Raw genomic sequence first — 21,178 nt, forward strand, 5'->3', positions numbered from 1 at the left:
TTAATATTATGAGATTAGGACGCCGCCGCGAGCGTAATGAAGAGGCACAGGTGGACATGACTTCGATGCTAGATATCGTGTTCATCATGTTGATCTTTTTCATTGTAACAAGCTCTTTTGTGCGTGAATCTGGCGTTGAGGTTAATCGACCTCAAGCTGCTCACGCAACCAGCCAAAAAGATGCGGGTATTTTCATTGCCATTACAGACACCAACCAAGTGTATATTGATAAGCGCTTGGTCGATGTTGAGCGAGTGCAAGCCACGCTAGAAAGTATGATCATTGACAAGCCCGATGCCTCAGTGGTGATTCAAGCCGACAAATTTGCCTTTAATGGCACGGTTGTTGAGGTGATGGATGGAGCAAAAGGTGCTGGTATTGAAAAAATCGCACTGGCTACTGCAGCGAAGTAGAGACCTTTGATGAAACGACTATTCATTGCACTGCCCGCTGCTATTTTGATGACCTTTTTTGTCTTCGGCTTTATGACCTGGCTGGTCAATATGGGCAAGTCGCCTTTGCCTGATCAAAAGCCAATGGTCAGATTTGATATGTTACAAGTCGAGCAAGATAGCCAAACGCAGCGTCGTCAGCGCCAATTGCCAGAACCACCGGAGAAGCCTGCGCAACCACCAGAAACTCAGGTCAGTAACTCAAGTAACGTATCGGAAAATTCAATCTCGCTAGACAGTTTAGATTTGCCTCAGGTTGCTTTGGATACAGCCGTTACTGGGCTAGCTATTTCAAATCCAGGCCCGATGAAGATTGCGCAAAACCAACAGGTGATGCCATTACATCGTATGGAGCCGCGATATCCGGCAAGAGCGCTGAGCCGCAAGATAGAAGGCTATGTTGTAATGAGTTTTACCATCAATGAAGTAGGAAACCCTATCGATATTGAGGTAGTGCAGAGTGAGCCTAGCCGCGTGTTTGATAGAGAAGCAACAAGAGCGCTACAACGCTGGAAGTACCAACCCTTGGTGGTGAATGGCAAGGCGACGCCTCGAGAAGGTCAAACCGTGAAGCTGGAGTTTAAACTGCAATGATGAACAGGCAATTTGTAACTCTCGTGCTGATGGCTCTTTTATTTGGTTCAAATGTGAGTGCTCAAGAGCTTAGCCGTTCTACTGCCAATCGGGTGCATCAAGCCTATGAACTGCAAAACCAAGGCGATGATGCAAAGGCGATTGAGGTTCTAGAGAGCGTAGATTCTAGTAGAGCCTTTGACACCTCTTATGTGCAGCGAATGCTTGGTATCTTGTATTGGCAAGAAGAACAAAGTGAGAACGCAGAAAAGGCGCTATCACATTCTGTTGAACTGAAAGGGCTGCCTGCTGAGCAGCATATCGAAACTCAGCGTATGCTGGCGGATATTCAGTTATCAAATGGAAAAATGAGCCATGCACTAGACAACTACCATCAAGTTATTGCCCAGAATAAAACTCAGAAATCTTTGGGTACAGAGACGATTCAGCAGATCTGGCTTCGCGTCGGGCAAGCTAACTATCAGATGGAGAACTGGCCTTCAGTATTAACTGCATCGAAGAGCTATTACTTTGCAGGTGGCAAAACGACCACGTCAGTATTGAATCTGCGTTTGGGCGCGGAGCTATCCTTGAAGCAATGGAACAATGCTCTTAAAACGACTTTGGCATTGAGAGGGTTAGAGCCAGAAGCCGAACGCTGGTGGACACAAACACTCAACCTATATTTGAGAATGGGTAACCATCAGCAAGCGCTGTCAACACTTAAGCAGTATGAAAGAGCTGGGTTTGAGCTAACCAAAGATCAGTATCGAATGATGGCTCAGCTTTATTCCAAGCAAGGTGTGCCAGAAAAGTCTGCTCAAATATTCCATGATTTGAACAAAGGCAATGAGACGAAAGCGAAGGATCTCGCTATTGAAGCGCAGTATTGGCAACAGGCGAGAGAGTGGGATCAGTCTCTTAATGCTTGGGCTAGAGCATCCAGCAAAGATAGCGACTATCGTTGGTCTTACATTCAGTTGCTTATGCAAAACAAGCAATATAAGACAGCGATATCCCAGTTAAACAAGGTTGAAGAGAGCTCAAGAAGAGAGCTAACGAGTGTCGAAGCGTATTATCGCTTAGGTGAGCGAGAGCAGGCGCTGAAGCATGCTCAAAAAGCCAATCAGATCAAATCAGACCGAGTGGCGCTGAATTGGATTCGATATTTGAATCAACCACAATAAATAACCAATGCTGCCTTCGGGCGGCATTTTTATGCGTGTTACCTTCTGCAAAGTCAGTTAACAATGCTTAGGTCTATTTATGCCACATCAATAGAAGCCTTTTCATTTTCTTGCAGAGGATTTCGTTTAAAATGCGAACAGTATCAATGTGTTGGTGGGTAACTTGTTGCATAATAATGATGCACCCGAAAAGCATGATGGATACGCCCAACGTTTAGCCTATTGACCCACTTTGTTAGTCTTCTCTGCAAATAGGTGGTGGGGTATGAACAAGAAAATGATGTTTTGGGGTAATCACGGAGGCACTGTTGTAGCGTTTACCATTGCGATGATTGCATGGGCGTTTAACCTGCATGTGCTATTTGGCGTTTTTATCTTAGCAACATTGGTCAAAGCCGCACAAAGTCACTAAAGAGCTGTGATACAGTTTGATCATCAACGCACATTTTAATTGATGTTTTGGGTCGCTATAGCGTTGTTCTCAACGCGAACTGGCTGACCCGTAGGCTACTTTTACATTGCGCAAGTGGGCTATTTTAAGATATCGACTCTTAACTTACGTTTATCTAATTCTTCTTCTAGAAACTTCAGTAACAGTTGTGTATCTGATTCAAAGTTCTCTTGATTGTTGCGACTATCTTTCCCTAAGTCAGTCAGCTCTATGGCGTTATTTATCAATTTTTGGCTATCCCTAACGGCTACTTCACCGGATGTTGCTCGTAGCTTCTTTGCTAAATTCACATAGTTGTAGATTGCGGAAAGAGTGTTAAGAGACACTTTAGACATTAAGGAAAACCTTTGGTAGTAAACACAGAGGCAGTCTATAGGATGAACTTTAACTTAGTGTGATCACTTTACGACAATACAGATAAATAGTGGGTTTTGGCCTTCCGCTTTTAATGTGTTTCTTCTAGGGCTTCCACTACACAATGCAGCGTTCACGATAGTGGGGGAAAGCTAAAAGGCCCGCTAAATTGTGTATTTAACGGGCCCTGGTTTTTCTATTCTACTTTAAGTCTTTGGAAGTACTCTTCATACAGCACGCTGGCTTCGCCAACTTCATCCTGCCAAGTACCAGACTCTAAAGCTTCTTTTGGTGGATAAACGTTAGGGTTCTCAGCGAACTCTTTTGGAAGTAGGTCATGTGCGGTAGCAACAGGGGTTGGGTAGCCAATCTCCAATGCAATTTTCGCCGCGTTTTCTGGACGTAGTAAGAAGTCGATCATTTTGTGAGCCGCTTCGGTATTTTTTGCTCCTGACGGAATGGCTAGGCTATCCATCCAGAATATAGTGCCTTTTTCTGGCCAGATGATATCGATTGGCGCACCTTCTTCACGAGCCATATAAGCCGAGCCATTCCACAGCATACCTAGGGAGACTTCGCCAGCCATGTATGGGTTAGCAGGGAAGTCGGAATTGAATACCAATACGTTTGGCATCAGTTTTTTTAGTTCTTCGTAAGCTGCTTTGATTTCATCAGGGTTAGTAGTGTTTGGCGAGTACCCCAGTTTAGTCAGTGCAATATGGAATACCTCGCGAGAGTCATCCATCAGCATTAATTGACCTTCCCACTCAGGGTTCCATAGATCATCCCACTTGGTGACTGTTGAGCTATCAACCATGTCGGAGTTTACACCAATGCCAGTTGCGCCCCAGATATAAGGGATAGAGTAATTGTTGTTGGGATCAAATGGCTTGTTTAGGTAGTTAGGATCTAGATCGGCAAAGTGAGATAGCTTGGTTTTGTCGATTTCTTGAAGCATGCCTTCTTTACGCATTTTTGATACGAAGTAAGTGGATGGAACCACTAAGTCGTAACCAGAGCCTTGAGTTTTTAGCTTGGCATACATGCTTTCGTTTGACTCGTAGGTGGAGTAAATCACCTTGATGCCAGTTTCCTTTGTGAAGTCTTCTAGCACTTGATTTGGAATGTATTCAGACCAGTTGTAGAAATACAGCTCTTTATCTGCAGACAGTGCAGGGAAAGAGAACAGTGTCGCCGCACAAAGGGCGCTAGCATAGAGTTTACTTTTCATTACGCTTCCATTTTATTATCGCTCGAAGACTTTGCCTTCACGGTTAAGTCGGTATGAGCAATGTAAACTTATCTGCTGGCCATATCTGACCAGCAGGGTTTTAAATACCCGATAATTTTAGACTATTTCACTTTTTCTCGTGCGAGAAGCTGGGAAATAATTACCAGTATTAGAGAGACAATTAGCATCACCGTTGCCAGCGCATTCACCTCAGGAGAGATGCCCACTTTTACCATAGAGTAGATCTTAAGGGGTAAAATCTCGTAGGCAGGGCCGGTAACAAAAGAGCTAATAATCACGTCATCGAGTGATAGTGTGAAGCTAAGTAACCAGCCCGCAGCAACCGCAGGCATGGCAAGGGGCAGAATGATTTGCTTTAGGATCACCCACTCGCCTGCGCCAAGGTCCTTGGCGGCTTCCAGCATTTTCACATCAAAGCCATTTAGGCGACTGTATACAGTGACCACTACAAACGGCAGGCAGAAGGTAATATGGGCTATCAACAAGGTAAAGAAACCGAGCTGCGCACCAATCACCAAAAACAGCGCGAGTAAAGAGATCGCCATGACAATATCGGGAGACATCATTACCACAAACAACATGCCGTTCACCGCTCGCTTACCCTTGAACTGATAGCGAAACAGCGCAACGGCGGTCAAGCTACCAATAATAGTGGCTGCGGTTGCCGAAAATACGGCAATGTTTAATGAATGCCATGCCGCCTGCATCAAGCTGTCGTTATTGAGTAAGCTTTCATACCATTTAGTCGTGAAGCCTCCCCATTTCATACCAAATTTGCTGGCATTAAAGGAATTCGCGATCAGCACAATAATCGGCAGGTATAAGAACGCATACACCAAGGTCATAAAACTAAATCTGAGTGTGCGCCCCATCAATCCAGCTCCACTTTTCTATTTAACAATTTGCCAGCGCGATAATATGCATAAAGCATAATGGCCATCGCTAGAGTAAGGGCGATACTGGTCGCCGCTCCAAACGGCCAATCTCGAGCATTGAGTACCTGACTCTTAATCACATTACCTATGAGTAGGTTCTTCGCTCCGCCCAGTAGATCGGAGACATAGAACATACCGAGTGCAGGTAGTAGAACTAACAAACAACCACCGATAATGCCTGGCATCGTTAGCGGTAACACAACACGAGTAAACGTTTGTAGCTTGTTCGCTCCTAAGTCTTTAGCCGCTTCTATATAGGTATCATCAAGCTTCTCTATGGCTGAATAGAGAGGCAGTATCATAAAGGGCAGGAGTATGTAGACGAGGCCAATCATTACTGCGGTTTCTGTGTACATGATGCGCATCGGCTTATCTATGATATCGATCGCCATCAGAGACTTATTTAAGATGCCTTGAGTGCCTAACACTATCTTCAATCCATAGGTGCGAATTAGAGAGTTAGTCCAAAATGGAACGATAACTAAGAACAGCATAAAGGGGCGCCACTTAGGAGGCATCTTAGCGACGATATAAGCAAACGGGTAGCCGATGATCAAGCACATGAACGTCGCGATTATCGCCATGTAAAACGAGTGCCACAACACCTTGGCGTACAAGGGGTCCATTAGACGAGCATAGTTGTCTAAGGTAAATGTCAGCTCAATTAGGTTGGCTTCATCACGAGTTAGAAAACTGGTACCAATGATCATGACATTGGGTACAAGAACAAACAGTGTTAACCAACCAACGATCAGCGCAATGATCGCGTTCTGAAGATTAAACCTCTTGCTCATCATGCAGGACGACCTCCCAACTCTCCACCCAAGTAATAGCAACCTTTTGGCCTAATGAGTGGTCGACATCTGGGTCGTCTTCATTAAAGAATTCACTGATCATCACCTTAAGTCCAGACTCTAGCTCAATCACTGAGTCTAAGGTCATTCCCTTGTAGGTGCGTTCAATGACATGGCCAACAATGCCTTTTTGCTCTGATTCGCGAATTTCTTCCAGTCGTAAATCTTCGGGGCGAAGTAGCACTCGCAGTTTTTCATTCTCAATGATGGGTTGATCAAAGTAGACGACAGAATCGACCCCCTCGATCGTGGCACGGATACGTTTCTCGTCTAGGCGCTCTTTGGCGATAGCATCAAAGACATTAATTTCGCCGATAAAGCGAGCCACAAATAGGTTCTTTGGCTCTTCGTAGATTTCACGCGGCGTTCCATCTTGTTCAACCACGCCGTCTCGCATAACGATAATGCGATCTGACATAGACAGCGCTTCTTCTTGGTCATGGGTAACAAAAATGAAGGTAATGCCAAGTTGACGCTGAAGTTGCTTAAGCTCCATTTGCATCTGCTTTCTTAGCTTGTAGTCCAAAGCAGATAGAGACTCGTCCAACAACAATACCTTGGGTTTATTGACTACTGCGCGGGCAATGGCTACACGCTGCTGCTGACCACCTGATAATTGGCTGGGTTTGCGCTGGCTCATAGCGCCTAGGCGAACCATTTGCAGAGCTTCCATCACGCGAGGCTCAATGTCGGCTTCGGCAACTTTTTGCATGCGTAAACCAAACGCTACATTTTCAAATACCGTCATGTGTGGGAATAGTGCATAGCTTTGAAAAACCGTATTTACGTGTCTTTGCTCTGCAGGAACGTCGGTAACATCTTGCTCAGCAAGAAGGATGTTGCCATTGTCGACGGTTTCAAATCCCGCAATCATGCGTAAAACAGTCGTCTTTCCGCAGCCTGATGGACCGAGAATGGTAAGGAACTCACCGTGGTTCACATCTAGGTTTAGATTTCCGATGATTTCTTTACCATCAAAACTTTTACTTACGCCTGTTAAACGGATTACAGGTTGTTCATTGTGTTGTTGAGCGTTCAACGTCTGTATTTCTCCTACGCACCTAGTTGCCTAGGCTAGATACTTTTATTTTCGATGTGAATAAGTCGAAAGGATAATAATATCAATAAGTTAAAATAAAAAACCGTCTGAATTTTCAGGCGGTTTTAGGCCCTAATAAACGTAATGATTTGCTAGGGTCATTGATGGCCCTAAGCTTAATCGAAACTATTGAAAAATTGCATTATTTTTTAACGATAAGCCCTTGTTTTTCATCGTTGCTTCTAAACACAGGGAAATTAAGGGTACGCTGAAGTTGAGTATAGATGACGCGGTGAATAAATGTGAGTTAACAAGACGCTTCTTCTTGAGATACCGTCTATATATATCTATGATTTAATTATAATTCTTTGTCTTGTTGAATCGATGGATCTTAATCTTCTTACTACGTTTCTCACGGTTTATCGCTGCCGCTCTATAACTCAAGCGTCTGAACAACTCGATCTTACTCAACCAGCGGTAAGTGCAGCCCTAAAGAGATTAGAGGGGGTAGTTGGTAAGGCTCTGTTTGTGCGTGAGGGGCGCGGTATTGCGCCAACGGGCGCCGCTGTAGCCCTCGCCAACAAGATAGAGTCTCCATTATCAGTTTTAGAAACTGTTGAGGCTCAGGATGATGCGCTCAAAGTACACTGCAGTGAAACGGTGTTACATCTACTCAAAGATCTCCCAGGAATGGAATTCTCTGATGCTCCTCTTGATGAAGAGGAGGTCTTCGACGATTTAATGAGTCAAAAGGTAGACCTACTTATTGATGTCTTGCATAGCAAGCGTCATTCATTTGTGGTGGAAGAAGTCTTTACTGAGGAGCCCACGTGCCTGACTCGTATAGATCATCCAAGAATTGGAGAAACTCTGACGTTTGAGGATTACTATAGAGAACAACATATTGCTCTTAAGATTCGTCGAAGTGAGATGAATACGATTGACTTTCTTTCTGATAAACCAGTGGCACCGCGTTCTGTCAAAGTGGAAACCAGCTCGATTTCAGGAATGCTAATGCTTGCCTCGGATAGCGATTATATAGCATCAGCTAATCGCAGTTTGGCTGAAAGAGTAGCTCCAATGTTGGGTCTTAGAATACACAAATACCCGATACCGCTAAATAACCTTCACTATCGAATGATCTATCATAGACGTTACCTCAATGATGAAAATCATAAACAAAAAAGAGAGCAAATAAAGGCAATCTTTAAACAGCATCAAAAGTAGCTTGTAATAGCTCATATCATGACTTTTGATGCCTCCATCTGGATATGGCTACCCCTAGCAGTCGCTATAACACTTGCTTTGATTGGTAAAAAGCGCGCAGCTTTTACCACTCTTGCTGTTGCTTTATTCGGGGCTTGGTTTGAGGCTCGCCTTTCAATAATAGGGCTGTTCGTTACTGTGCTTGGCTTTGCTATTGCTTCTCAAGTACTTAGAAATAAGGGTTTTAAAAAATACCTTGCCCTAGCTGTGACGATTACTTGGTCACTGAGTATGGCGCTGCATTGGCTCCCCGGTTTTTCCAATTTATTGGTCTTGGATAAGGTGCAAACAGGCCCTGCGAGTATCCCATTTACCATGTATCTTAACCTCGACAAGCCTCTTATCTTGTTTGCTTTACTGTTGGCCTTTCCTGGGTTACTAGGTAAAGCTAAGTCCGTTGAGTGGGGGGTGTTAGTTAAGCCCTTGCTCGTTTTGGCTAGCTTATTACCTATTGCCGTTCTATCTGGTGGGCTAGAGTATGAATTGTCATTACCGAGTTGGTGGTGGCTGTTCTTGTTAAACAACTTACTGTTAACCTGTGTGGCAGAAGAAGCTATATTTCGTGGTTTCATACAGCAAGAGATAAGTAAGCAATTGGGCTGGAAAATTGGCTTAATTATCGCAAGTATTTTGTTTGGGATTGCTCACCTTGCCGGAGGCTGGCAGTTGATTGTCTTTGCGGCTATCGCTGGCGCCTGTTATGGAATGGCCTTCTATCTTACTGGCCGCCTTTGGGTTGCTGTGCTGGTTCACTTTGTATTTAATTTCATGCACTTAATCTTTTTTACTTATCCTATTGCCATTAGTTAGCCAAGCATCATTGCTTTCAATAAATATAATTTCAGTTTATGTATTAACCCAAAATAGCTTTATATATCTAATGTGACCTTTATCTCATAATCCCCTCCATGTTCTGAGCACATCGCTCATCGTACCAAACACTGGAGATTCCAATGAAAAAACTTACCGTTCTATCTGCTTCAATTGCAGCACTTCTTTCTACTACCGCTATCGCAGCACCAGTTGAAGTTTACCTAGAACAAGACGTAGCATCGAACGCAGCCGACAACGGTGATTATGTAACAGAAGCAGGCGCAACCATTCAAACGTCTGAAGATGGTTATGTAAACATTGCTTTTGATGATCAAGGATACTTGGCTGCTGGTTACGGTTATGACTTCCATATGTCTGATCAAGTAGAGCTGAACCTTTATGGTGAACTAAGCAAGTGGGACGAGGGTGGTGATGCATTGGCGGAAGCTGTGCTTACTTATAACGTAAGCGACAACTTCAATGTATTTGGTGGCTACGCATACAAACGCTCTGAGTCGAATGACAGTGATATTGACCATGGTATTAACAGCAATCAGTTCATTGCCGGTTCATCTCTTTCTTATGGCGCGATTAGCCTAGACTACACCTACACACATGAAAACAGTGACGGTTCTAAAGATGGTTACGTTCATATCGGCAACCAGTCTTTTTACACAACAGGTGACTACCATACTAACCAACACGAAGTGGTACTATCTGCAGAGATGGACAACTGGAAGCCGTACGTTAGCTACACTTACCTGAACACTAGTGATCTAGAAGATCAATACAATAACACTAACAAAAACGACAACATCGTTACTCTAGGTGTTGCTTACCAATTCTAATTAAATACTAGCAACAACACTTGGCTAGGTGTTGATTTACATGCTAGTACATAAAGCAAATGGATTTGCTTCTAATTATTCTAAGGTTTACCCATGAATAGAAGCACTCGAAATAACTACCTCATTAACACTCTTGCTATTATTGGCTTATTGCTTTTTTCCGCGCTTCCTACTGTTTCAGCAAATATTGATACAACCTCTTATCCTGTTATGGATAAAAAACTATCTGTAACTCTTGGGCTTTATATAAACGACGAGTAATTCTAGTTACTTTGTTTACCAATAAGTTATTTACGTCTGCATAGTTTTTTAACGTTAGGTATCTACATCTAATTCTCGTTCGTAGGTGTGTCAATGACATCCTCTGGGAGCAATCATATGAAAAAGTCACTCTCATCACTATTGGTTATCATCGCAACTTCCGTATCTGTGCCTGTAACTGCTGAGGATTTTGACAGTGAGTCATTGTTTAGCCGTAACAACGCTGTTATGGCGGTAGGAGCAATAGATACAATCAATCAATACTGTGTTGAACTTGGCAAAATGCCAGCAGAGCTTTTTGAAGAGTTGACCTTAGATATGCGTGAAAATATAGAGAGATTATCAATTCAAATATCTGGTGAAGAATTTACCTTTAGTGAAGAGCATGAGATGTATATCGAGGGCATATCCTTAGGTGAACGCTTGATCCGCGATGCAGAGGAAGAAGGCTATGTTAAGCAAATGTGCGATCTGCCTGAATCTAGACAGATGATTCTATAACAATGCATCGACTCTATTTCTTTAAATAACGAACAGAAAGGAAATATAAATATCATTAATGTATGCTCTTAAGCTTACTTTATATATTTATGACAAACAAGTAAGTAAACTTCTCCGCACTAGAACGAGATAGTTTCTGATAATTAACTGAAACGCAGCATTATTTAATAGCTTTGCGTTGATCAGTATATTAGATTAATTATAAGTCAAACAGGCGCAGTAGTTACTAGAGGTTTTTGTTTGTTGGTGTAATAAAAATCTATAGATAACTTGCCTTGTTTGTTTATCTGTAGGGGATAAACAAATACGAACAACACTAAAAACAACAATTATTAAGCAGCAATATAAGCTGCAAAATTACATATCTACTACAAGTCCTAGTATGTGATTATTTTCTCAATATTGGATATTGATGCAGAAATGCTACTAGATTTGCAGCACATGGAAGTGTCTTTTTTTCTTAGACTCCAGTCCAATTCCCCTTTCTTTTTAAACCTTTCTTGCTGATGTTTTATATACGTTCAACTAGCCCGCTCATGAGCATCGCATAGAGTACAGCCAGCAGATTGAGTAGATCGGCTGATATCAACGCCTTAATCTAGAAAATCTTGGGAAAAGTAACGTATTGATTTTTCTTTGAAACACAAATAGTTCATTATCTAGGTAGTGATAGTTTGGTAAAGGAAAACAATAATGACCTATAAGCTAGAGGTGGACCTACACACGCATACGTTGGCGAGTGATCACGCTTACAGCACCATACATGATTATGTCAGGGAAGCGCCCAAGCGCGGTATTCGATTGTTTGCCAATACTGACCACGGTCCCGATATGGAAGACGCCCCCCACCGATGGCACTTTGTAAATAGCCTGACCTTTCCTCGCATGGCTGATGGCGTGGGCATTCTGCGTGGAATCGAGAGTAATATCAAAGATTTGCAGGGAAACATCGATCTTGATGAGCCTACGCGCGCCAGCCTAGATATTATCCTCACGGGTTTTCATGGTCCTGTATTCGCTCCGCAAGATATAGACTCGAATACTTTAGCAATGAGTAATGCGATAAAGAGTGGCAAGGTACATGTGGTCACTCACCCTGGTAACGTCAATTTTCCTATTCATATTGAAGAGATCGTAAAAACCGCGGCGAAGGAAAACGTTGCCTTAGAGATCAACAACAGTTCGTTCCTTTTCTCTCGTAAAGCCAGTTATTCCAACTGCCACAAGATTGCTGAGTTAGCTAAGAAATATGACGCACCACTGAGTGTCGGTTCTGATGCACATAACGCCTGGGATCTAGGACGCTTTGATAAAGCCAAAGCTCTGATCACTGACGTAGATTACCCAGCGGATCGTATTATCAATAACACGGTTGATTCGCTGTTTGCTTATCTCGCTTCCAAGGGAGTTGATATAGCCGATGAGTTTGAATTTTAATCTCTAATCTCATAGAAGCTCAGTCGTTATGCTGAGCTTTTTTCTTTGAAGCGCATTTATTATGAATCTAATAACTAGAATAATTTCAATTTTTTATGTCATGGCATTGACCGGCGTGATTGCCTTTTCATTGTTTGCTGGCGCGGTGGTTGCTCCCGTGATCTTCAATTCTTCTTCGTGGTTAGGCGAATCAGTACTTAACCGCTTTCAAGAAGGCTTAATGATGACAGAGGTCTTTGTAAGGTTGTCTTATCCGTTGATCGCTGTTTGCTTATTTTCTATGGCTTACGAGTTGCTCAACTATTGGAAGAAAGACTCCGATTGGATAGCACTCATTAGCATGAGTTTGATGGTAGGCACGGGTTTGCTTTTTGGCTTCTATTTCATTCCCGAAATCTTGCACCTTCAATCACAAGGCCCGGCGGTCACGCAAAGTCCTGTGTTCGCTTCAATCCATAAAACTTCAGAGATCTGCTTTAAAATCACAGTGCTGTCTGGGTTAGTTCTAGTGCTCCGCAATATACTGAAAATGAGTCGATAGACTGTTTATTTTTGCAATCATAGTTCAGTTTTCAAGTTCTCAAATCTTCGTACAAGATATTCAACAGAACGCAATAAGCCGTATCAAAAAGTGCCTCAAGCTAGATGAATAGCTTGAGGCACTTTTACGTTTGAAAACTAAATCTGATTAGTTAACTATTTGCCATTGCCATTGCCATTGCCATTGCCATTGCCATTGCCATTGGTTTTGAACTGGAATACAACAATCGCAGGATCATGATCTGAAGAGCGGTATGGGTCGCCATACTTTGGTAGGTCACCACTGTATTGAGTCGAGTATTCAAATAGCGTCGACTCTACCGCATTGATTGGCCAAACTTGGGCATCAATAACAAAGCCCTTCAGATCTGAATCCACCAAAACATAATCGAGTGTACCTACAGTGTCGTTGTACGAGTAGCTGTAGGTGTGTGGCTTCATTTCTTCAACGATATCTAGGTAACCATATGAATGCTCGATAAGGGCACCTTCTGCACCATGAAGTGGTGTACCGTCGGTTTCATCACCACCAATGTAGGTATTGCGTGCTGCACGAGTCTCATAGCCAGAAGGTGCATGGTCACGATTGGTTAGAACTAGCATTGGATCTTCTAGACCGTAGCTGTTTAGGTCACCCATTAGTACCTTGTAGCCGTCGATTTTCTCTAGCTCTTCCGCCAGTTGGTACGCCGCAGAGACACGGAAGTGTTCACAGCTACCCTGCAGATTGACGTCATTCTTTTGATCGTCAGTTTGCTCATCTTCCCAACAAGTAGATCCCTTAGACTTAAAGTGGTTGGTGGAGATAACTAGGTTTTCTTTGGCATGGTTTACTTTGAATGAAGCGGTAAATGCATCACGCTGGTACGCACGCTTAAAGCTTCCATCTTCAAGTTGTACGTGTTGTTGAGGTAGTTCAATGATGTGAATATCACGCAATTTCGCAGCTTTATCACGATAGATCATCTTGTTAGTGATGGCGTCTGTGCCGACATAACCTTCGCCTTCCAGCTTTGAAGGCATTGCGATTTCATACTGCTCTTTCTTGTCTAAGCGACTGTTCAGCTCTTCGACAAGGGTATGGATGGCAGATTGCTCATCAAAGCCGTTGTTTTCTATCTCAATTAAGCCATAGATATCAGCATCGATAGCAATGAGAGCAGAAACAACCTTCTCCAACTGAATCTCATACTCTTCAATACTCTCAGCACCTCGGTTTTGACTTAGCGGGTTATCACGACCACCAAATGGTGAGGTGAAGAAGTTCTCCACATTAAAGCTTGAAACAACGAGTTCACCTTCTTTGAGTGTTGGTGTCGTTGGACGTTCGTTCGCAGTGAAGGTTGTGTTATCGGCTTCACCAAGTACATACAAACGATACTCTGAATATGAGTAACCTAGTACACCGGTTAGGCCTTGCTCACCAAGTTGGGCGCCAACACGAATGTAATCGTCGGTTGTTCCTGTACCATTGTCTTTGGCAAAGTCAGGATACCAAGGCACGACACCATCGGCAGCTTTTGTTGGAGATTCAACGAATAGACGTCGGTCCGCATTGCTTTCATCTTGGGCTATCGCACCGTCTGTTAGAGGGACGTTGAATTGATTAGGATGGTAGTTGACCGTGTTGTTGCTCAATACCATGTTGTTACGATAAGTGCTGTAATCGAAACCAAAAGTACGCGCAACGTGCATGTCTGTTTGATCATTTACACGAACTAACATGCCTTCATAACGTTCCAGTGTTTGTTCGAAGCTTTCATCACTCCCAATAGGGGCAATAGCAGTTGCAGAAATCGTTGCACTATTGCCCGTGATTTCTACATAAGCAGGAGTGCTACTTGAGCCAAGTTGAGTCCAGCTATAATGCTCGTGAACCTTTGCCGTGACTATGACTTCATCACCGACCTCGATACCGCTTGTGCTCGCGTTAACAAAGATACCGTCTGAGGTTTTAGGGTTCCCGTCACCTTGTTGATCTTGCATAAAGAAGCCAGTGAGCAGGTCATTACCTAAGCTTGATTTCTGTACGTGGGTAACAATACCCGTAACCTCAAAGGTCTCGTCCGATTCGTATTTATGATTTTCTGGGTCGGTATAGGGTGACCACATTCCCTCACCCTGAAGACCCATGATAGTCTCAGGCTCACCGACTGGTGGCTCTGGGGGTTCAGGAAGTTCACAGACCTCTTCAATATTGCCTAGGTCACTCCAGTCGTTTGTTGGAAGAGTGAACCACTGTGATTCATCCCAGTTCGTAGTGGCTTGATAGGTGCAACGAACAAAAGTGATGTCCTTATTGAAATCGTGGCGGTCCGTTACAGCCGAATTAGGGCCAAACATATCGACGACTTCACCGTTCAACAATAAGCGAAGGGGGTCGTCACCATTGAAGTTAGTGATGTTACCGTTGAAGTCATCAACCCTACCTTTGAGGTCGTCATCAACAGCTGAGTTGTTGTGTCCTACGACATAAGTCTGAAAAGGTAAAAGAGTGATACCAGCAAGTGAATAGTCACTTGCCCAAACGCCACCAAAGTTGGTTTCTTTTTGGAGTATATAGCCATCAAGAGTAATCTCTTGGTCACCTATATTGGCTATTTCAATCGCTTTATTATAACCAGTTCCTTCTACAACCTCAGATATAATGATATCCGCACTCGCATTCCCTGCTAATAAGAAGCAAGGCAATGTCCAAGCTATTTTTAATTTACTCATGTTATTCCTTGTAATATATATGCATTATTTTGAAACGAATTTTAGAGATATATTTCGAAAGTTAAACATGCTCATGCTAAGAGATGCTCATAGTGATATTAAATGTGTAATGCTTTGGTAATAAATCTGTTCATTTATTATCCTGCCGTTAATTCCCAAGCGGTTCTTATCACATTTTATTGAGTTTTAATCTTTGGTTTAAATAAAAAATTCACAATAAGTAAATGTAAGAGATTGTTACTATTTGTTTTTATTCAATAATATTCATTTTTTTATGAAAATGACGTATTTCTTTAATTTTTTACCATTAGTATTCTCCCCCTCTACTGACTATCGGCAGTCGCAATCAAAAATACATGGGAATAAAATGAATAAGAAAATTCTAGCAGTGGCAATCGTTGCAGGTTTAGTAGGATGTAATTCTTCTAACTCTGACAACGACAATCAAGATCGTCCTATCAAGCAGGAGTTAAAGCTTTCTATTGCTCATATAAATGATACACACTCTGCTTTTGATGAAGTTAAATCGAGCTTTGTAAGCGACTACCTAATGCAAGGTAAACCAGTGTATACCTCGTTTGGTGGTCACCCACGTCTATTGGAAGCCGCAAATGTATATAAAGAACAGGCGGAACTAGAAGATCGAGCAATGCTATTTCTACACGGTGGTGATGCATGGCAGGGGAGTGCCTACTTCAAGATAAATAAAGGGCAGATGAATGCAGATATCCTAAGCCAAATGGGCTTGGATGCTATGGCAATGGGTAACCACGAATTTGATCTAGATAACGCAACGCTTGCTGAATTTCTTAATAACATTAACTTCCCTGTCCTTGGCGCGAACATGGACGTATCGTTGGATGCCGACCTTAGTGACGCTAATAACCTGCTCCCATACACTTTGTTTGCATTTGATGGCTCGAAAAAAGAGCAAGTGACTTTAGACACAATGCCGATGGATAAGCCAGTAGTCGCTGTTGTGGGCATGGTTTTGGAAGACATGCCTGCAATTTCACCTGAAACTGGGGATGTAGAATTTCATGGTGAGGTAGAAACGGCTCAATTGATTGTCAACGAACTCCAAGATAGTGGAGTAGATAAAATTGTGCTTTTGACTCACTTAGGCTTAGCAAGAGATGTAAGAATTGCCGAAAATGTTGATGGGATCGATGTGATTGTAGGTGGCCACTCTCATACATTAATGGGGGATTTTACCAATCTAGGTATGGCTGAGAATGCTGAATACGCTCAGATTATTGAAACACCAAATGGCGGTAAAACCTGTATCGTACAAGCTGGAGAAAAAGCGCAAGCAATTGGCCATGCAAATGTTCATTTTGGGTTGAACGGAGAGATCGTTTCATGTGAGGGAGGTAATACCTTGCTTTCGTCGGATATTTTCTACGCGGATAACATTAGAGATGAAGATTCATTGCTCAGTACAGAGCAAACTGATGAAGTGGCTGGATTTATTGATGATCAAGACAACATCAATATTACCAACGAAGATCAGGACCTTAGATCTCACATCGATGTCATCTATAAACCAGCGTTAGAAGAAGCGTACGGCGCTACAATTTCTTATGTTCCACAAGACATAATCCATGAACGTAGGCCGAACGATGGTGGTACGGATGAACATGGATCTAGAGTCGCCCCAATTGTTGGTGAAGGCTGGCTGCAGTGGGCAAATTCAGACGCAGTATTAAGTGAAATTCCATATAGTTCGGTTGATTTTGCCCTAGTAGGTGCTGGTGGTGTGCGTAATTCGTTGGAGGTGGGTGACTTCCGAGAAGGTCATGTTTCTCTGGAATTGCTGCCTTTCTCTAACTACATGTCTGTAATGCAAGTGAAAGGTTCAGTAGTCAGAGACCTTTTAACCGAGACTATCACTACTAGCCTTAAAGATGATGAGCATATGGGTAAATTCCCTTATACAGGAGGCTTGCGCTATGTATTCAATGAGCAGGTTGCACAAACATCAGGTTCGTTTGAGGTACTAGAAGTTCGTAATCTCACTGGTGAGTGGGTTGCTTTAAGTGATAGTCAAACCTATACCATCACGACTACAAACTACAATGCCAATGGAAACGATAATTGGGATGCTCTTTATGAAGCTCAATCGGATTCAGCTGACCGTTATGACTTAGTTATTCAAGGAGATACGGTCGTCGCGTACCAAGTGGATCGAGTAGAAAAAAATGGAGACTCGTTAAAAGCCATTTATACAAATGGAGAGCCAAACTGTGATGATTCTAATGTACAGTGCAATACTGATGCTCAAGCAGTGATTGATTACATTGCGCAAGAGCATCCAGTGCTAGAGGAGCTTCAAGAGCCTCAAGTTACGTTAAACTTATTGGACAGATAAAACTCTCAACCAATATTTCTACCAAGCCGGCTTTCATAGCCGGCTTTTTGGTTTCAACGTAAGTGGTCTCTACTCCAATCTAAGCTTGCAGTTTTGTTGTGCCTTTCTATTTATCGTCACTCTAAAAGTGTTATCCCCTTAAAAACAGCTAGTTAATTATCTTCGGTCGTCTTTTTTATAAGGCAACACTTTGACTTTATGCGTTATTGCTATGAGTTATAAGCGTTTGGATTATTACTAATTGGGTTTGCGCATTACTATCTTTCTCCTTATTTAGTTTGCTGTGATTAGAGGAATAGCTGTGCAAGGAGAAACACAAACACGTGTTGGCATCGTCCTAGGTTTGGGAATTGTGATCATTGGAGCACTCGCTCTGCAACAAGACATCTTTTTAAGATTACTATTAGGTCTTGGGTTGGGCGTTGCTTTGACCAAGGGTTCGATTGGTTTTGCTGGTAGTGTTAACCGTGCATACCGCAGAGGTTCAACTCAGCTGATTCAAACCTTGATGCTGATGTTTGTGGTGACCGCTATTATCAATGCCGGCCTGCTTCTTTGCGGTGGTATTGAGCAATATCAGCTTTGGATAAACCCTATTAATCTAGGCTTGATCGTGGGCGGCTTGATGTTTGGCTTTGGCATGACCTTATCTAGTTGCTGCGCTTCAGGGGTCATGGTTGAGATGGTCAGTGATGTCCCTCGTGCTCTAGTGACTTTGCTTATGTTTGGTGCTGGGGTATTCATAGGTTTACCTATTCAATCTTCTTCGTCGATTGTTCAACAAACCTGGATTTCTACCTCATCCTTTGAAGGACAAGGCGTGTTTTTACCTGATCTTTTCTCATGGGGACCGCTAAACGGTTACTTGATGTCAGTGGTTTTCACCATCGCAATGGCGAGTTTGGTTATCTACATTGCCCGTCGCTATGAGAACAGTCGTAAAAAAGAAGGCTCTTATCTTGGTGTCGATGGAGAGAAAGCGCGAGAGCAGATTGTTTCTAGCTCTTCTCCGTTAGGTATGCTGAGCGGCCTGTGGACTATGAACTTTGCAGCTATCGTGATTGCGATTATTTTTGGCATCATGATGGCAACGACTTCGGCAGGGTGGGGCGCTTCTACCCCATTTGGATTGTGGTTTGGTAAATTACTCATTGCCCTAGGATTGGATTCGCATTCCGTTGCTTCCTTTACACAACGACCAGAACACCTATTTACGATGCCATTTTTTGAGCACGGCGTATCAGTACAAAACCTAGGTATCTTGCTCGGTACCTTGATTGCGGTCTTTTGGTTGGGCAAATGGGCTTCACCGTTTAAGTCTCAATACACACTTAAACACTATGCGCTCTTTTCAATCGGCGGTTTGTTGATGGGTGTGGGTACGCGCTTTGCCAATGGCTGTAACGTTGGTGCACTGTATACCCCCATCGCCAATTTTTCTCTATCAGGTTGGATTTTCTTCGGTGCCCTAGTTGCCGGAGGCATATTGGGAAATCAGTTTGCTCGCAAGGTCAAACTGATTGCGACTGCACCAACGCCACAACCAATAATGCAGTAGACCGACAGTTCTAGTTATTGAATAAAAATGGGCGTATACGAGCCCATTTTTTAGTTATTTATGAAGCCATTTGGCTAACTAAATGGTTTTTTTACTTTCAAACTTGAAACCTTCGGTTCTACCTATTGCACGCGCAATCGTTTACCTGTATTTTCCTGCAACTGAAATATTTACTCACATTTTGAAGAAAATTACTCTTTTTCGAGATGTTTTAGACCAAATAAAGGAAATAGCATGTCCGAGAATACATCAACTGCAACCGGTAGTTGGCTTGATAGGTTCTTCTTGATTTCACAGCGTGGCAGTAATGTACGTCGTGAAGTTGTCGCAGGTTTAACCACCTTCTTGGCTATGGTTTATTCTGTGATTGTTGTACCAAGCATGCTTGGTGCTGCGGGCTTTGATCAAAATTCTGTATTTATCGCCACCTGTTTAGTAGCCGCATTTGGCTCACTATTGATGGGTCTTTGGGCGAATCTTCCAATGGCAATTGGTTGTGCAATCTCACTGACTGCCTTTACTGCTTTTAGCTTAGTGCTAGGGCAGGGCATTTCCATTCCTGTTGCGCTAGGTGCGGTATTCCTTATGGGTGTGATTTTCACAGCCATTACGGTGACCGGTGTTCGTCAGTGGATTTTAACTAACCTTCCAGCAGGCATTGCGCACGGAACGGGTATTGGTATTGGCTTATTCTTGCTTCTAATCGCAGCAAGTGGTGTAGGCCTAGTCATCAAAAATCCTTTTGAGGGCCTGCCTGTTACCTTAGGTGAATTCACTTCGTTCCCTGTGATTATGTCGATGCTTGGCCTGGCTGCTATTTTTGGTCTAGAGAAACGCCAAGTTCCTGGTGGTATCTTGCTAGTGATCATCGCGATCTCGGTATTTGGTTTAATCTTCGACCCTGCCGTTCAATACCAAGGTTTCTTCGCATTGCCAAATATTGGCGGCGAAAACTCGCTGTTTGGTACTATGGATATCATGGGCGCACTTAACCCAATCGTATTGCCAAGTGTGCTTGCTCTGGTGATGACAGCAATCTTTGATGCGACAGGCACTATTCGCGCAGTAGCAGGACAAGCTAATCTTTTAGACAAAGATGGCAACATTATTGATGGTGGCAAAGCGCTGACCTCAGACTCTGTTTCAAGTATTGTTTCTGGCGCTGTAGGTGGCGCACCTGCAGCGGTTTACATTGAGTCAGCAGCAGGTACAGCTGCGGGTGGCAAAACGGGCTTAACCGCTGTAGTGGTAGGTGTGCTTTTCTTGTTCCTACTTTTCTTGGCGCCAATTAGCTACCTAGTCCCTGCATACGCAACAGCTCCGGCGCTAATGTATGTTGGTTTGCTGATGCTAGGCAACGTTCGCAAACTGGATTTTGAAGACTCTGTTGATGCACTTGCTGGTCTTGTTTGTGCTGTGTTCATTGTACTGACGGGTAACATAGTAACGGGCATTATGCTTGGCTTCTTGTGCTTGGTTGTAGGTCGTGTATTCGCTGGAGAATGGAAGAAACTAAACCTTGGTATTGTGCTGATCACTATCGTTCTAGTTGTCTTCTATGCAGGCGGTTGGGCTATCTAAACCTTGTAGCCAAATAGTTTTCTTAAATACCTAGCCTTTGGCTAGGTATTTTTTTGCCCGCTGCTTTTGAAAAGTTCCTTTCGTATCTGCACACTTAAATCTCATTCAGCTCTTCACTCTCAGAATTTCCTATAGTTCTATGCATGCTGTGCATCTGCTTGCAGACACATGATTTATCGACATAGTA

19 protein-coding genes are annotated in these 21,178 nt (G+C 43.1%); 13 read left to right on the plus strand and 6 right to left on the minus strand.

Annotated features, from left to right (window positions below):
* The first annotated feature begins 8 nt into the window (after nucleotides 1-8).
* From D5I41_RS04930 to D5I41_RS21190, 4 genes are all read left to right on the plus strand, one after another.
* Nucleotides 9-413, plus strand: a complete 405-nt coding sequence (locus D5I41_RS04930; protein ID WP_017029848.1) for an ExbD/TolR family protein — start codon at nucleotides 9-11, stop codon at nucleotides 411-413.
* Nucleotides 414-422: 9 nt separating this feature from the next.
* Nucleotides 423-1,046 (plus strand): energy transducer TonB, encoded by a 624-nt coding sequence (locus D5I41_RS04935; protein ID WP_119008787.1) that lies wholly within the window; start codon nucleotides 423-425, stop codon nucleotides 1,044-1,046.
* Entirely contained in the window at nucleotides 1,043-2,212 is a 1,170-nt protein-coding gene (locus D5I41_RS04940) for a tetratricopeptide repeat protein (RefSeq protein ID WP_119008788.1), read from the plus strand. The genes D5I41_RS04935 and D5I41_RS04940 overlap by 4 nt, the downstream gene beginning before the upstream one ends.
* Nucleotides 2,213-2,477: 265 nt before the next feature.
* On the plus strand, nucleotides 2,478-2,624 hold the full coding sequence (locus D5I41_RS21190) for a hypothetical protein (RefSeq protein WP_162892793.1): 147 nt from the start codon (nucleotides 2,478-2,480) through the stop codon (nucleotides 2,622-2,624).
* A 119-nt stretch (nucleotides 2,625-2,743) separates the two neighbouring features.
* Here the strand turns inward: D5I41_RS21190 and D5I41_RS04945 are convergent, their stop codons facing one another.
* From D5I41_RS04945 to potA, 5 genes are all read right to left on the minus strand, one after another.
* The gene (locus D5I41_RS04945) at nucleotides 2,744-2,998 is read right to left on the minus strand and encodes a hypothetical protein (protein ID WP_119008789.1); all 255 of its coding nucleotides are present in this window, start codon (nucleotides 2,996-2,998) and stop codon (nucleotides 2,744-2,746) included.
* A 215-nt stretch (nucleotides 2,999-3,213) separates the two neighbouring features.
* Nucleotides 3,214-4,248 (minus strand): extracellular solute-binding protein, encoded by a 1,035-nt coding sequence (locus tag D5I41_RS04950; protein WP_119008790.1) that lies wholly within the window; start codon nucleotides 4,246-4,248, stop codon nucleotides 3,214-3,216.
* Nucleotides 4,249-4,370: 122 nt separating this feature from the next.
* On the minus strand, nucleotides 4,371-5,141 hold the full coding sequence (potC, locus tag D5I41_RS04955) for a spermidine/putrescine ABC transporter permease PotC (protein WP_017029840.1): 771 nt from the start codon (nucleotides 5,139-5,141) through the stop codon (nucleotides 4,371-4,373).
* Nucleotides 5,141-5,998, minus strand: a complete 858-nt coding sequence (gene potB, locus D5I41_RS04960) for a spermidine/putrescine ABC transporter permease PotB (protein ID WP_186811066.1) — start codon at nucleotides 5,996-5,998, stop codon at nucleotides 5,141-5,143. Before potB ends, potC begins: the two co-directional genes overlap by 1 nt.
* Nucleotides 5,982-7,097 (minus strand): spermidine/putrescine ABC transporter ATP-binding protein PotA, encoded by a 1,116-nt coding sequence (potA, locus tag D5I41_RS04965; protein ID WP_119008792.1) that lies wholly within the window; start codon nucleotides 7,095-7,097, stop codon nucleotides 5,982-5,984. Before potA ends, potB begins: the two co-directional genes overlap by 17 nt.
* Nucleotides 7,098-7,481: 384 nt before the next feature.
* Here potA and D5I41_RS04970 point away from each other — a divergent pair, with 384 nt between their 5' ends.
* From D5I41_RS04970 to D5I41_RS04995, 6 genes are all read left to right on the plus strand, one after another.
* The gene (locus D5I41_RS04970) at nucleotides 7,482-8,324 is read left to right on the plus strand and encodes a LysR family transcriptional regulator (RefSeq protein ID WP_119008793.1); all 843 of its coding nucleotides are present in this window, start codon (nucleotides 7,482-7,484) and stop codon (nucleotides 8,322-8,324) included.
* Nucleotides 8,325-8,342: 18 nt separating this feature from the next.
* Nucleotides 8,343-9,173 (plus strand): CPBP family intramembrane glutamic endopeptidase, encoded by an 831-nt coding sequence (locus D5I41_RS04975; RefSeq protein WP_119008794.1) that lies wholly within the window; start codon nucleotides 8,343-8,345, stop codon nucleotides 9,171-9,173.
* 143 nt (nucleotides 9,174-9,316) lie between these two features.
* Nucleotides 9,317-10,024, plus strand: coding sequence for a hypothetical protein (locus D5I41_RS04980; protein ID WP_119008795.1), 708 nt, complete (start codon nucleotides 9,317-9,319; stop codon nucleotides 10,022-10,024).
* Between the two features lie 378 nt (nucleotides 10,025-10,402).
* Nucleotides 10,403-10,786 carry a hypothetical protein gene (locus D5I41_RS04985; RefSeq protein WP_119008796.1) on the plus strand — a complete coding sequence of 128 codons (384 nt, stop codon included), beginning with the start codon at nucleotides 10,403-10,405 and terminating at the stop codon, nucleotides 10,784-10,786.
* A gap of 693 nt (nucleotides 10,787-11,479) precedes the next feature.
* On the plus strand, nucleotides 11,480-12,223 hold the full coding sequence (locus D5I41_RS04990) for a phosphatase (RefSeq protein WP_119008797.1): 744 nt from the start codon (nucleotides 11,480-11,482) through the stop codon (nucleotides 12,221-12,223).
* 61 nt (nucleotides 12,224-12,284) lie between these two features.
* Nucleotides 12,285-12,764 (plus strand): DUF4149 domain-containing protein, encoded by a 480-nt coding sequence (locus tag D5I41_RS04995; protein ID WP_119008798.1) that lies wholly within the window; start codon nucleotides 12,285-12,287, stop codon nucleotides 12,762-12,764.
* A gap of 155 nt (nucleotides 12,765-12,919) precedes the next feature.
* On the opposite strand, the gene D5I41_RS05000 is transcribed toward D5I41_RS04995, so the two are convergent.
* Nucleotides 12,920-15,481, minus strand: a complete 2,562-nt coding sequence (locus D5I41_RS05000; RefSeq protein ID WP_119008799.1) for an ExeM/NucH family extracellular endonuclease — start codon at nucleotides 15,479-15,481, stop codon at nucleotides 12,920-12,922.
* A 367-nt stretch (nucleotides 15,482-15,848) separates the two neighbouring features.
* Here D5I41_RS05000 and D5I41_RS05005 point away from each other — a divergent pair, with 367 nt between their 5' ends.
* The 3 genes from D5I41_RS05005 to D5I41_RS05015 all read left to right on the plus strand — a co-directional run bounded on the left by D5I41_RS05005 (nucleotide 15,849) and on the right by D5I41_RS05015 (nucleotide 20,991).
* Nucleotides 15,849-17,852 (plus strand): bifunctional metallophosphatase/5'-nucleotidase, encoded by a 2,004-nt coding sequence (locus tag D5I41_RS05005; protein ID WP_119008800.1) that lies wholly within the window; start codon nucleotides 15,849-15,851, stop codon nucleotides 17,850-17,852.
* Between the two features lie 301 nt (nucleotides 17,853-18,153).
* Nucleotides 18,154-19,410, plus strand: a complete 1,257-nt coding sequence (locus D5I41_RS05010) for a YeeE/YedE family protein (RefSeq protein WP_119008801.1) — start codon at nucleotides 18,154-18,156, stop codon at nucleotides 19,408-19,410.
* Nucleotides 19,411-19,644: 234 nt separating this feature from the next.
* Nucleotides 19,645-20,991: an NCS2 family permease gene (locus tag D5I41_RS05015; protein ID WP_119008802.1), complete on the plus strand. Its 1,347-nt coding sequence runs from the start codon at nucleotides 19,645-19,647 to the stop codon at nucleotides 20,989-20,991.
* Nucleotides 20,992-21,178: the final 187 nt, after the last annotated feature.

The sequence above is a fragment of the Vibrio superstes genome, assembly GCF_003569005.1.
GTDB lineage: Bacteria > Pseudomonadota > Gammaproteobacteria > Enterobacterales > Vibrionaceae > Vibrio > Vibrio superstes.

Coding starts and splice junctions, on each gene's coding strand:
- potC (WP_017029840.1), bottom strand. CDS start 5,141: ATGGGGCGCACACTCAGATTTAGTTTTATGACCTTGGTGTATGCGTTC.
- D5I41_RS04935 (WP_119008787.1), top strand. CDS start 423: ATGAAACGACTATTCATTGCACTGCCCGCTGCTATTTTGATGACCTTT.
- D5I41_RS04940 (WP_119008788.1), top strand. CDS start 1,043: ATGATGAACAGGCAATTTGTAACTCTCGTGCTGATGGCTCTTTTATTT.
- D5I41_RS04995 (WP_119008798.1), top strand. CDS start 12,285: ATGAATCTAATAACTAGAATAATTTCAATTTTTTATGTCATGGCATTG.
- D5I41_RS05015 (WP_119008802.1), top strand. CDS start 19,645: ATGTCCGAGAATACATCAACTGCAACCGGTAGTTGGCTTGATAGGTTC.
- D5I41_RS04970 (WP_119008793.1), top strand. CDS start 7,482: ATGGATCTTAATCTTCTTACTACGTTTCTCACGGTTTATCGCTGCCGC.
- D5I41_RS04950 (WP_119008790.1), bottom strand. CDS start 4,248: ATGAAAAGTAAACTCTATGCTAGCGCCCTTTGTGCGGCGACACTGTTC.
- potB (WP_186811066.1), bottom strand. CDS start 5,998: ATGAGCAAGAGGTTTAATCTTCAGAACGCGATCATTGCGCTGATCGTT.
- D5I41_RS04975 (WP_119008794.1), top strand. CDS start 8,343: ATGACTTTTGATGCCTCCATCTGGATATGGCTACCCCTAGCAGTCGCT.
- D5I41_RS05000 (WP_119008799.1), bottom strand. CDS start 15,481: ATGAGTAAATTAAAAATAGCTTGGACATTGCCTTGCTTCTTATTAGCA.
- D5I41_RS21190 (WP_162892793.1), top strand. CDS start 2,478: ATGAACAAGAAAATGATGTTTTGGGGTAATCACGGAGGCACTGTTGTA.
- D5I41_RS04985 (WP_119008796.1), top strand. CDS start 10,403: ATGAAAAAGTCACTCTCATCACTATTGGTTATCATCGCAACTTCCGTA.
- D5I41_RS04945 (WP_119008789.1), bottom strand. CDS start 2,998: ATGTCTAAAGTGTCTCTTAACACTCTTTCCGCAATCTACAACTATGTG.
- D5I41_RS04930 (WP_017029848.1), top strand. CDS start 9: ATGAGATTAGGACGCCGCCGCGAGCGTAATGAAGAGGCACAGGTGGAC.
- D5I41_RS04980 (WP_119008795.1), top strand. CDS start 9,317: ATGAAAAAACTTACCGTTCTATCTGCTTCAATTGCAGCACTTCTTTCT.
- D5I41_RS05005 (WP_119008800.1), top strand. CDS start 15,849: ATGAATAAGAAAATTCTAGCAGTGGCAATCGTTGCAGGTTTAGTAGGA.
- D5I41_RS04990 (WP_119008797.1), top strand. CDS start 11,480: ATGACCTATAAGCTAGAGGTGGACCTACACACGCATACGTTGGCGAGT.